This window comes from Microcella sp. (genome assembly GCF_051860105.1).
GTDB lineage: Bacteria > Actinomycetota > Actinomycetes > Actinomycetales > Microbacteriaceae > Microcella.
Map to the genome: position 1 here is coordinate 94,011 of NZ_JBHYEO010000003.1, position 11,524 is coordinate 105,534.

Here is an 11,524-nt window from a genome sequence, read left to right on the forward strand (position 1 = left end):
TAGCCTGGGCGCGACGATTCGTCATCCGGGAATCGCCCCCAAACGCACGAGAAACGGACCCCGCATGAGCAGCCTGACGGTGACCACCTCACCCGCAGCCCCCGCCTCCCTCGACGTCGACGTCGTCGTCGTCGCCGCCCGCATCGGCACCGACGGCCCCGAGCTCGTCGCCCACCCCTCGCTCGCCGGTCTGCTGGCACCGTTCGCGGCCATCGGGCTCACCGGCAAGGCCGACGAGCTACTGCGCCTGCCGGCCCTCGAGGGCTCGCGCGCGACCGTCGCCGTCGTCGGTCTCGGTGCGACGCTGTCGGCCGACACGGCTCGACGTGCCGCGGGCTCTGCGGTGCGGCAGCTCGCCGGTGCCGGCTCCGTCGCCCTCGCGTTCGGCCTCGACGACGAGGCCCACGTGCACGCGATGATCGAGGGCGCCGCGCTCGCGGCCTACGCCTTCACCGACTACCGCGCCACGACCGCGGCGAAGGTCAAGGCCCCGGTCTCGGCAGTGACCGTCTGCACGACCGGAGCGATCTCAGCTGAGGCGATCGAGCGCATCCGCATCGTCAGCGAGCACATCGCGCTCGTGCGCGACCTGACCAACCGCTCCGGAGGCGACCTCTGCCCCCAGTCGTTCGCCGACGCCGCCATCGCGGCCGCGAAGGGCGCCCCCGTCACGGTCGAGGTGTGGGACGAGAAGAAGCTCGCCGCCGAGGGCTGCGGAGGCATCATCGGCATCGGCCAGGGCTCGTCGCGCCCGCCGCGGCTCGTCAAGGTCTCGTACGCCCCGGCGGGCGCCGAGAAGCATGTCGCCCTCGTCGGCAAGGGCATCACCTATGACACCGGCGGGTACTCGCTCAAGCCCGCCGAGGCGATGAACGGCATGCAGAACGACATGGGCGGCGCAGCCGTCTCGCTCGGTCTCGTGCTGACCGCGGCCCGGCTCGGCCTGCCCGTGCGGCTGACGGCCTTCCTCTGCATGTCGGAGAACCTCGTCTCGTCGACGGCGATCCGCGTCAACGACATCCTCACCATCCGCGGCGGCACGACCGTCGAGGTCATGAACACCGACGCGGAGGGCCGGCTCGTCATGGCCGACGGCCTCGTGCTCGCGAGCGAGGAGAACCCCGACGCGATCATCGACGTCGCGACCCTCACGGGCGCGGCCATCGTCTCGCTCGGCCGCCGCACGGTCGGCGTCATGGGCGACACCGAGCTCGTGCGCGAGATCGTCGCCGCCGGCGAGCAGACCGGCGAGCCGCACTGGCACATGCCCCTGCCGGAAGAGCTGCGCGTGCAGCTCGAATCGCGCTTCGCCGACATGGCCAACCTCAAGGTGGGTAACCGCGACGGCGGCATGCTCGTCGCCGGCATCTTCTTGAAGGAGTTCGTCGGGAAGCGTGCCGACGGCACGCAGATCCCGTGGGCGCACCTCGACATCGCTGGCGCGGCCGTGAACGAGGGGCCGGCCTACGGCTACCTCGCCGAAGGCGCCACGGGCGTCTCGGTACGCACGCTGCTCACGGCGATCGAGCAGCGCTTCACCGCCTAGCGGCGCACCGCGCACGAACGGGCCCCGGCGGAGAGCATCCGCCGGGGCCCGTTCGTGTCGTGCGCTCGCTAGTCCTTCTTCTCGTCCGACTCGGGATACCCCACGTAGAGGTCCTCCTTCTGGAAGCCGGGCATGCGGCGCGCGGGAACGATCGCGAGCGCCGCGAGCCCGCCGAGCACGAGCATCGTCGTGCGCAGGGCGTCGAGGCGCGCCTGTGTGAACTCCTCGACCGCGACAGCGATCTGCTCGTCGGTGGCGTCGGTGTTGGCCGTCAGCACCTGCTCGAGCTGCGCGTTGGTGAAGAAGTTCACGTTGTCGAAGTTGATCTGCTCGATGATCTCGGGCGTGAAGGCCTCCGACTCGTTCGCGGCGGAGTAGGCGCTCGAGGTGAGCAGCCCCACGGCAAAGGCCGAGGCCACCGCGATGCCCGCGCTGCCCGAGAGGTTGTGGGTCAGGCCGCGGATCGCCCCGACGTCGCCCGCGTTCTCCTTCGGCGCCGAGGTCAGCAGCGCGTTGAAGACGAGCGCGACCACGCAGCCCTGCGCGAGGCCGAGCACGACGAGGCCGATGACGACCGACAGTTGCCCCCAGTCGTTCGCGATCGTGAACGACAGCCACACTAGTGCGAGGGTCACGACGGTCATGCTCACGCTCGCGATCGTGCGCGGCGCGAACCGACCGTAGAGCCGCGCGACGAGGGTGTTGGCGATGAAGATCGAGATCGTGTACGGAATCACCGCGAGTGAGACCTCGATGCCCACGAAGCCCTGCACGACCTGCATGTAGAGCGGCATGAGGAATGAGACCGCCGTGCCGACGAAGAGCATGAGCCCCATGACGGTGACGGTCGCGCGCTCGCTGCGCTCGCCGACGATGTCGAGGTTGACGAGCGGCACCCGACGCTCTTCCATGCGCTTGCGGGTGCGGGCCAGGAAGAGCTGCGCGAAGATGACCGCCGCGACGAAGAACAGCGGCACGACCGAGAAGTCACCGAGCGAGATCGGCGCGTTAGAGGTCGCCGTCAGCAGACCCCAGTCGTTCATGACGCTCATGCCGAAGCTGATGAGGATGATCGCGATCGCCGCGAGCGCGCCGCCCGTCCAGTCGACGATGAGGTTCTTCTGCGGCGGCACCGGCTTGAGCAGGAAGCTCGCGGCGAAGTTGAGCAGACCGATCGAGGCGACGAGCACGAACGACCAGCGCCAGCCAATCGTCGAGGCGAACTGACCCGCGATCAGGAGCGAGACGACCTGGGCGAGCGGGATGCTCGCGGCAAAGTATCCGATCGCCGAGGCCTGCTGCTTGCCCTGGAAGCTCGCCGCGATGATGATCGTCAGCGCCGGCAGCGTGATCGCGTTCGATGCGCCCGTGATCGACTGGGCGATGAACAGCACCGAGCCGTCTTGCGCCGTCGCGATGAGGATCGCGGCGAGCGCCGGGATGATGACGCCGATGCGGAAGGCGAGCAGCGGGCCGATCTTCGCCGTGATCTTCGCCCCGAGCAGCAGGAAGGCGGAGACCGCGAAGGTGCTCGCGGTGTTGGCGAGACCGACGGTGGTGGGCGAGATGCCGAGGTCTTCGGTGATGCCGGTGATCGAGACGTTCCAGGCGTTGAACGCCAACTGCACCTGCGCCAGCATGACGACGAACAGCGGCATCCATGAGCTGCGCGTCTCGACGGCGGATCCTGCGGACATGGGGGTGGCCTCCGGTGGTCACGGCTCGCGGATGCAAGCGCTCTCAGCGCAATCATGCACCAGACATGCGCGAATGTGGATACCTCGCGCTTCGGTCTTGAGCAATCGTCTGGCTGCGCTTACGGTGAGCCCATGGTACGAGCACACAGTGTCGGCGGGAGGGCTTTGCTCGGCACCCTCGCCGTCGTCGCGCTTTTCCTGACCGGATGCACGGCCTCGAGTGATGACGCCACCCCTGACCTGCGCGTTCCCGTCGAGATCGTGCCCGCCGCACCGTTGCCGCTCGATCAGCTGGCCGCCTTCAGCGGGGTGGTGTCGCTGAACGCGGGGTCGAACTGCTCGGGAACCCTTATCGATACCGGCGTCGACGCAGGCCCCGCGTACGTGCTCACGAACGGACACTGCACGGGGGATGTTGGACGCCCGGCGCAGGTCACGACGATCGGCATCGACTGGGGCGGCACCGCCGAGTTTCTGCTCGCCGACGGCTATACCTCGGCGTTCTCGGTCGAGGTAGTCGAACTCAGCTACTCGACCATGCGGCACACCGATACCGCCATCGTGCGACTCGACGCGACGCTCGGTGAGCTGACGGAGCGCGGCATTCGTGCCGTGCCGCTGACCGACACCGAGCCGACTCCGGGCTCCGCTGTCGTGAACGTCGGCGTTCCCGTGCAGGATCTCGCTCCGGAGGAGTGGGTGTTGCGGCGAGGTGACTGCACGCTTGGCGAGCAGCGCACCCTCATCGAGTTTCAGTGGCTGTGGTTCGGCGCCTGGCAGAACGATTGCCCCGGCATCATTCAGGGTTCGAGCGGCTCGCCGCTCCTGTCGGTTGATGCCAACGGTGAGCCGACCGCGATCGTGGGGATGATCAACACCACCACGCTCGGCACGCTGGCCGACCGGGGCGGCGAGTGCTGGTTGAACCGGCCCTGCGAGGTGCTGCCCGGCGGCGTTGAGCGGCTCGTCGACACCAGTTATGCGGTGAGTGTCGCCGGCGTCGGGGCGTGTTTCGATGCCGCTGGAGAATTCTCACTGGCGGGCGACTGCCCGCTGCCGACCTCGAGCATCTGGAACGAGGGTGTCGGGGGATCGTTCCAGGGCGCGGGCGTTCCCGACTCGGTGGGTCGCGTAGCGGCCGTGAGCTTCGTCGGTGTCTCTGAGGGTCTGGGTCGCTGGGCGCTCGTGCCGCTGGGCGACGGCGCCGCCTGCCTCGACCCGGCGACCTACGCGAACGGCACAGCCGTCGAGATCGCGGCCGGCGGCGAGGTGTGGGAGCAGTTCGGCACCGAGTTCGAGGTGCCATTGCCCGACGAGGAGGGGCGCTATGTGCTGTGCGGTGTGGCGGGGGAGGACTACGCGGGTGCCGCATCCGTGCTGTTCACCGTCGACCGCACCCCGCCGGTGCTGTCGGCCGGCGCGGTCATCGAGCGTGACGGTGAGGATGGCGTGCTTGTCTGGCCGTTCATCGACCCGCCCGAGATCTCGACGGTGCGCTTCGTGTGGGGTGCGCCCGGCGAGGTCGACTGCGACGACGCGGATGCGTTCACCGACTTTTTCGTCATGCCGTTGTTTCTGACCGACGACCAACTGCCGATTCGCTACTGCGTCTACGGCATGGATGAGGCGGGGAACCGCACGCCGGTCGAGGTCGTCGAGATCGCGCGCTGAGCGAAGCCGAGGACGACCATGGCGGAGGATGGGGGATTCGAACCCCCGAGGGCTTGCACCCAACACGCTTTCCAAGCGTGCGCCATAGGCCACTAGGCGAATCCTCCAGGCGGCCGCAGCGCTCGCGCGCGACGACTTGGCCATGCTACCCGTAAACTAGGGGAGGCTCCTCGCGTGGCGCCATCCAGGCCAACTCCCCCAGGGCAGAAATGCAGCAAGGGTAACCGGGCTCTGGCGGGTGCGCGAGGGGTCCTTTTTTGTGCGCGGATGCCCGGCGCAGCATCCCCGGGACCATCGGCCCCTGGGCCCTCCAAGGCTGTCGCCCTAGGCTGGGCGCAATGTCGCGCAGCATCTACATCACCTCCGCCGAGGGCAACTCGGGCAAGTCGACGGTGGCCCTCGGGCTCGTCGACACGTTGAGCCACCGCGTGCAAAGGGTGGGGGTCTTCCGGCCCGTCGCGCGGTCGCGCGACGAGCGCGATTACGTGCTCGACGTGCTGCTCGCGCACGACGGCGTCGACCTCGAGTACGACGAGGCGATCGGCGTCGGCTACGACGAGGTGCACGCCGACCCCGAGGCGGCGCTCGCCGTGATCGTCGAGCGCTACCACGCCGTCGCGCAGCGCAGCGATGCCGTGGTCATCGTCGGTAGCGACTACACCGACGTGTCGAGCCCGACCGAGCTCTCGTTCAACGCGCGCATCGCGGCCAACCTGGGCGCCCCCGTGCTGCTCGTCATCGGCGGGCGCGAGAGCGGGGCATCCGGCGGGCGCGGGCTTGCCGAGTCGGGGGCGCGCTCCGCCGATGACATGCGCCGCGTCGCCGAGGTCGCGATCGCCGAGCTCGACCACGAGCACGCGCAGCTGCTGGGCATCATCGCCAACCGCGCCGACGCCGAGGCGCTCGACGCCATCTGCGCGGCCGTGCAGACGGTGGCTCCCGAGGCGCTCGTGGCGGCCATCCCCGAAGACCCGTACCTCATCGCGCCCACCGTCGCCGCCGTCATGGAGGCCTGCGGCGGCACCTTCGAGCGCGGCGACGAGGCGCTGCTGCAGCGCGAGGTGCTCGGCGCCGTCGTGGCCGGCATGTCGATGGAGAACGTGCTGCCGCGCCTCACCGAGGGCGCCGTCGTGCTGATTCCCGGCGACCGCAGCGAAGTGCTGCTGGCCGTGCTCATGGCGCATGCGAGCGAGACCTTCCCGAGCCTCGCGGCCATCGTGCTCTACGGCGGGTTCGAGACCCCGGATGCTGTGCAGAGCCTCGTCGAGGGCCTCGACCCGAGCCTGCCGATCATCCGGGCCGAGTCGGGCACCTACGACACCGTGCTCGCGATCATGGGGGCGCGCGGCCGGCTCGCGGCCGACAGCCAGCGCAAGTACGACACGGCGCTCGCGCTGTGGGAGCGCCACATCGACGCCGAGGCGCTCATGAACCGGCTCGACGTGACGCGCTCCGACGTCGTGACGCCCCTCATGTTCGAGTTCGATCTGCTCGAGCGGGCGCGCGGCGACCGCAAGCACATCGTGCTGCCCGAGGGCGACGACGACCGGGTGCTGCGCGCGGCCGGCACACTGCTGCAGCGCGGCGTGTGCCAGCTGACCATTCTCGGCGACGAGCAGACCGTGCGGGCCCGCGCCGCCGAGCTGGGGCTCGACCTCTCGCAGGCGAGCATCCTGTCGACGCACGATGAGACCCTGCGGCACCGCTTCGCCGAGGAGTACGCGCGCCTCCGGGCCCACAAGGGCGTCAGCTATGAGACCGCGCGCGACGTCGTCACCGACGTCAGCTACTTCGGCACGATGATGGTGCACCTCGGCCTCGCCGACGGCATGGTCTCGGGGGCCGCGCACACGACAGCCCACACCATCCGGCCGAGCTTCGAGATCATCAAGACCGACCCGGGCGTGAGCGTCGTGTCGAGCGTCTTCCTCATGTGCCTCGCCGACCGGGTGCTCGTCTACGGCGACTGCGCCGTGATCCCCGACCCGACGGCCGAGCAGCTCGCCGACATCGCGATCTCGTCGGCGGCGACCGCCTCGCAGTTCGCGATCGAGCCGCGCATCGCGATGCTCTCGTACTCGACGGGAGAGTCGGGCTCGGGCGACGACGTCGAGAAGGTGCGCGCGGCCACGCAGCTCGTGCGCGAGCGGGCGCCCGAGCTGCTCGTCGACGGGCCGATGCAGTACGACGCGGCCGCCGAGCCGAGCGTCGCCGCGTCGAAGATGCCGGGCTCGCCTGTCGCGGGGCGCGCGACCGTCTTCGTCTTCCCCGACCTCAACACCGGCAACAACACCTATAAAGCAGTGCAGCGCTCGGCGGGCGCCGTCGCAATCGGGCCCGTGCTGCAGGGGCTGCGCAAACCCGTCAACGACCTCAGCCGCGGGGCGCTCGTGAGCGACATCGTCAACACCGTCGCCATCACCGCGATCCAGGCGCAAAGAACTCCTCCCCCTCCGACCACACCCATCTCGACCATCGGCGGAGTGGCCTGACCGTGCGCGTCTTCGTCGTCAACTCGGGCTCGAGCTCGATCAAGTACCAGCTCGTCGACGTCGTCAGTGAGCAGGTCGTGCTGTCGGGGCTGCTCGAACGTCTCGGCCACGCCGGGGGCGATGCCGCCGATCACGAATCCGGGATGCGCGTCGTGCTCGACCGCCTCGGCCCCGAGGCGGCGTCGATCGCCGCCGTCGGCCATCGCGTGGTGCACGGCGGCGAGCTGTTCGCGGCACCCGTCGTCATCGACGACGAGGTCGTGGCGGGCATCCAGGCGGTCAGCGCGCTCGCGCCGCTGCACAACCCGGCGAATCTGGCGGGCATCCGCGCCGCGCGTCTCGCCCTGCCCGACGTACCGCACGTCGCCGTCTTCGACACCGCCTTCCACCAGTCGATGCCCGCCGCCGCGGCGACCTACGCGATCGACCGCGCCGTCGCGGCCGAGCACGGCGTGCGCCGCTTCGGCTTCCACGGCACGAGCCACCAGTTCGTCGCGGGGCGCGCCGCGACGCTGCTCGGCCGGCCGATCGAGACCCTCAAGCTCATCGTGCTGCACCTCGGCAACGGCTCGTCGGCGACGGCGATCGACGGCGGCCGTTCGATCGACACCTCGATGGGCCTCACCCCTCTCGCCGGTCTCGTCATGGGCACGCGCTCGGGCGACGTCGACCCCGGAGCCCTCCTGCACCTGCTGCGCACCGGCCTCACGATCGACGAGCTCGACGCGCTGCTCAACAGCCGCAGCGGCCTGCTCGGCCTCGCCGGTTCGGCCGATATGCGCGACGTCACGGCGGCCGCCGATGCTGGCGACGCGGATGCCGCGCTCGCCCTCGACGTCTGGGCGCACCGCATCCGGCACTACGTCGGGGCGTACCTCGCGCAGCTCGGTGGCCTCGATGCCGTCGTCTTCACGGCCGGCATCGGCGAGAACGCACCCGCCCTGCGAGCCCGCGCGCTCGACGGGCTCGCGCACCTGGGGCTCGCGATCGACGCCGACCGCAACGAATCGCCCTCCCGCGACGCGCGGGCCATCTCGCCCGAGGGTGCTCCCGTCGCCGTGCTCGTGGTGCCGACCAACGAAGAGCTCGCGATCGCGCAGGCCGCCGCCGCCCTCGTCGGCTGAGCCGCGCGGCTGCAGGTGCACGAATGAAGGACGGCGGGCATCCTGCGTCGGCGTGTCGCCGCGACTCGCCGTGACCCGCGCCGAGAAGTCCTTCATTCGTGCAGCGATGGGGGGCGGGATGCCCGGCTCGGGCATCCGAGGTGACGACTACGCTGGGCACGTGGTCACCGCCCTCTACCGCCGCTATCGGCCCGAGACGTTCGCCGAGCTCATCGGCCAGAGTCACGTGACCGATCCGCTGCGGGCGGCGCTGCGCGGCGACCGGGTCAACCACGCCTACCTGTTCAGCGGCCCCCGTGGCTGCGGCAAGACCACGAGCGCGCGCATCCTCGCCCGCTGCCTCAACTGCGTCGAGGGGCCGACCGACACCCCGTGCGGCGTGTGCCCGAGCTGCATCGAGCTCAGCCGCGATGGCGGGGGCTCGCTCGACGTCGTCGAGATCGACGCCGCGAGCCACAACGGCGTCGACGACGCCCGCGACCTGCGCGAGCGCGCGGTGTTCGCCCCCGCGCGCGACCGCTACAAGATCTTCATCCTCGATGAGGCGCACATGGTGACGCCGCAGGGCTTCAACGCTCTGCTCAAGATCGTCGAAGAGCCGCCCGAGCACGTGAAGTTCATCTTCGCCACGACCGAGCCCGAGAAGGTCATCGGCACGATCCGCTCGCGCACGCACCACTACCCCTTCCGCCTCGTACCGCCCGCCCAGCTGCTCGAGTACGTGCAGCAGCTCTGCGAGAGCGAGAAGGTCACGATCGAGCCCGGCGTGCTGCCGCTCGTCGTGCGCGCCGGCGGCGGCTCGGTGCGCGACACCCTCTCGCTGCTCGACCAGCTCATGGCCGGCAGCGACGACGCCACCGTCACCTACGAGCGCGCCGTGGCACTGCTCGGCTACACGCACGGCGCGCTGCTCGACGAGGTCGTTGTCGCGATCGCGGCGCGCGATGCCGGGGCCGCCTTCCACGCGGTCGACCGCGTCATCCAGACCGGTCAAGACCCGCGCCGGTTCGTCGACGACCTGCTCGAGCGCCTGCGCGACCTCATCGTCGTGCAGGCGACCGCTGACAGCGCCGCCTCGGTGCTCCACGGCATCCCCGCCGACGACCTGCAGAGCATGCGCGACCAGGCGGCCATGTTCGCGCCCGCCGAACTCTCGCGCGCCGCCGACGTCGTCAACCGCGCGCTCACCGAGATGACCGGGGCGACCTCGCCCCGCCTGCACCTCGAGCTCATGACGGCGCGCGTGCTCGTCGCGCTCGGCGCCGACGTGCCCGCTGCGGCTCCCGTCGCACGGGCCGCCGCGCCCGTGGCGGCGGCAGCACCGGTGCCCGCCGCACTGGTGCCCGCCGCCCCGGGTGCACCGGCCGCGCCAGGTGCACCGGCCCCGGCTGCGCCGGCAGCACCGACCTCCGCTCCCGCCCCGGCCGCGGTTCCCGCCGACGCCGCGCCGCCGGAGGCTGCTCCCCCCACTCCGCTGACGCTCGCCGCCGTGCGAGAGGCGTGGCCAGCAGTGCTCGACGCCGTGCAGACGGCCAAGCGCAGTTCGTGGACGGTCGTCTTCGGCACCACTCCCGTCGCGCTCGACGACGACGTGCTCACGATCGCCTTCCCGACCGAAGCCGACGCCGCCGCGTTCAAGCAGCGCGCCGCTCCCACCGACAGCGTGAGCGAGCACGTGCGCGGCGCCATCCAGTCGGTGCTCGGGGCGCGCGTCAAGTTCCGCGTGCGCGTCGAATCGACTCCGGAAGCGCGGCCTGCCGCCCCCGCCGCCCCGACGGCTGTCGATGCCCCGGCGGATGCGCCCGCCGACCCTGACCCGGCCCCGACCGCACCGCCGCCCGCGTCATCACCTGAGACGCCAGCCGCTCCGTCATCGGCATCGCGAGGCGGCTCGGGCAGTGCGCCCGCTGCGGCCGCCGTGACCGACTGGGTCGTGACGGCGATCCCGGGCGCGGTCGCGGCGCCGGCGAGCATCCCCTCGCCCGCGTCGGCCGACAGCGCCTCGTCGCCCTCGCCCGGCAGCCCTGCGTCGCCCGCGTCGCCCGCCGAGCCCGAGGCCCCCGTGCCGGCACCGAGAGCCGCCGCGCCGCATCCAGCCGAGTTGACCGGGCGCCAGCGCTACGGCGAGGCGGTCGTGCGCGAGGTGCTCGGGGCGACGTTCCTCGTCGAGGAGGCGATCGTGCCGCTCGTGAGCGCCGACCCCGTCGACCTGTTCGCCGAACCCGCCGCCGCGGCGGTTCCGCACGACCCCGACCGACCGTCGAGCGCCGACGCCCCCGACCCGCTGCGCGACGAGTACTAGGCATCAGAGCCGAGAGAGCAGAGCTGACGTGTACGACGGCATCATCCAAGACCTGATCGACGAGTTCGGCCGCCTGCCCGGCATCGGGCCGAAGTCGGCACAGCGCATCGCCTTCCACATTTTGCAGACCGAGTCGTTCGATGTCGCGCGCCTCGCGCAGCTGCTCATCGACGTGCGTGAGAAGGTGCGCTTCTGCGAGATCTGCGGCAACGTCGCCGAAGAGGCTCAGTGCTCGATCTGCCGCGACGTGCGCCGCAGCCCGACCACGATCTGCGTGGTGGAGGAGGCGAAAGACGTCGTGGCCATCGAGCGCACGCGCGAGTTCCGCGGGCTCTACCACGTGCTCGGCGGCGCGATCAGCCCCATCGACGGCATCGGCCCCGATGACCTGCGCATCGCCCAGCTGCTCGCGCGCCTGCGCGACGGCACCGTGACCGAGGTCATCATCGCGACCGACCCCAACCTCGAGGGGGAGGCGACGGCCACTTACCTCTCCCGCCTGCTCGTGCAGCCGGGCCTCACGGTGTCGCGCCTCGCGAGCGGACTGCCGGTCGGCGGCGACCTGGAGTATGCCGATGAGGTCACCCTCGGCCGCGCCTTCGAGGGGCGCCGCACCGTCGAGCGCTGATCTCATGCCGTCGCGGGCATCCGGCGGCGGTAGAATCGACGCTCAGGCTCGCCACCGCCGCCGC

The 11,524-nt window shown here is 70.9% G+C and carries 7 protein-coding genes, 1 tRNA gene and 1 other RNA gene; 7 read left to right on the plus strand and 2 right to left on the minus strand.

The window, feature by feature from the left end; all coding sequences use genetic code 11:
- Nucleotides 1-79: 79 nt before the first annotated feature.
- Nucleotides 80-1,546: a leucyl aminopeptidase gene (locus tag ACTIE9_RS02570; protein ID WP_439564007.1), complete on the plus strand. Its 1,467-nt coding sequence runs from the start codon at nucleotides 80-82 to the stop codon at nucleotides 1,544-1,546.
- A 68-nt stretch (nucleotides 1,547-1,614) separates the two neighbouring features.
- Here the strand turns inward: ACTIE9_RS02570 and ACTIE9_RS02575 are convergent, their stop codons facing one another.
- Nucleotides 1,615-3,243 (minus strand): MFS transporter, encoded by a 1,629-nt coding sequence (locus ACTIE9_RS02575; RefSeq protein ID WP_439564008.1) that lies wholly within the window; start codon nucleotides 3,241-3,243, stop codon nucleotides 1,615-1,617.
- 132 nt (nucleotides 3,244-3,375) lie between these two features.
- Here ACTIE9_RS02575 and ACTIE9_RS02580 point away from each other — a divergent pair, with 132 nt between their 5' ends.
- The gene (locus tag ACTIE9_RS02580; RefSeq protein ID WP_439564009.1) at nucleotides 3,376-4,914 is read left to right on the plus strand and encodes a trypsin-like serine peptidase; all 1,539 of its coding nucleotides are present in this window, start codon (nucleotides 3,376-3,378) and stop codon (nucleotides 4,912-4,914) included.
- Between the two features lie 19 nt (nucleotides 4,915-4,933).
- Here the strand turns inward: ACTIE9_RS02580 and ACTIE9_RS02585 are convergent.
- Nucleotides 4,934-5,021: transfer RNA gene (locus ACTIE9_RS02585), tRNA-Ser, on the minus strand.
- Between the two features lie 54 nt (nucleotides 5,022-5,075).
- On the opposite strand from ACTIE9_RS02585, the gene ffs reads away from it, so the two are divergent.
- From ffs to recR, 5 genes are all read left to right on the plus strand, one after another.
- Nucleotides 5,076-5,172, plus strand: an RNA gene (gene ffs, locus ACTIE9_RS02590) — signal recognition particle sRNA small type.
- A gap of 80 nt (nucleotides 5,173-5,252) precedes the next feature.
- Nucleotides 5,253-7,406, plus strand: coding sequence for a phosphate acetyltransferase (gene pta / locus ACTIE9_RS02595; RefSeq protein ID WP_439564010.1), 2,154 nt, complete (start codon nucleotides 5,253-5,255; stop codon nucleotides 7,404-7,406).
- A gap of 2 nt (nucleotides 7,407-7,408) precedes the next feature.
- Complete coding sequence (locus ACTIE9_RS02600) at nucleotides 7,409-8,530, plus strand: acetate/propionate family kinase (RefSeq protein WP_439564011.1); 1,122 nt, start codon at nucleotides 7,409-7,411, stop codon at nucleotides 8,528-8,530.
- 160 nt (nucleotides 8,531-8,690) lie between these two features.
- On the plus strand, nucleotides 8,691-10,832 hold the full coding sequence (locus tag ACTIE9_RS02605) for a DNA polymerase III subunit gamma and tau (protein WP_439564012.1): 2,142 nt from the start codon (nucleotides 8,691-8,693) through the stop codon (nucleotides 10,830-10,832).
- A gap of 28 nt (nucleotides 10,833-10,860) precedes the next feature.
- The gene (gene recR, locus ACTIE9_RS02610; RefSeq protein ID WP_409647372.1) at nucleotides 10,861-11,460 is read left to right on the plus strand and encodes a recombination mediator RecR; all 600 of its coding nucleotides are present in this window, start codon (nucleotides 10,861-10,863) and stop codon (nucleotides 11,458-11,460) included.
- Nucleotides 11,461-11,524: the final 64 nt, after the last annotated feature.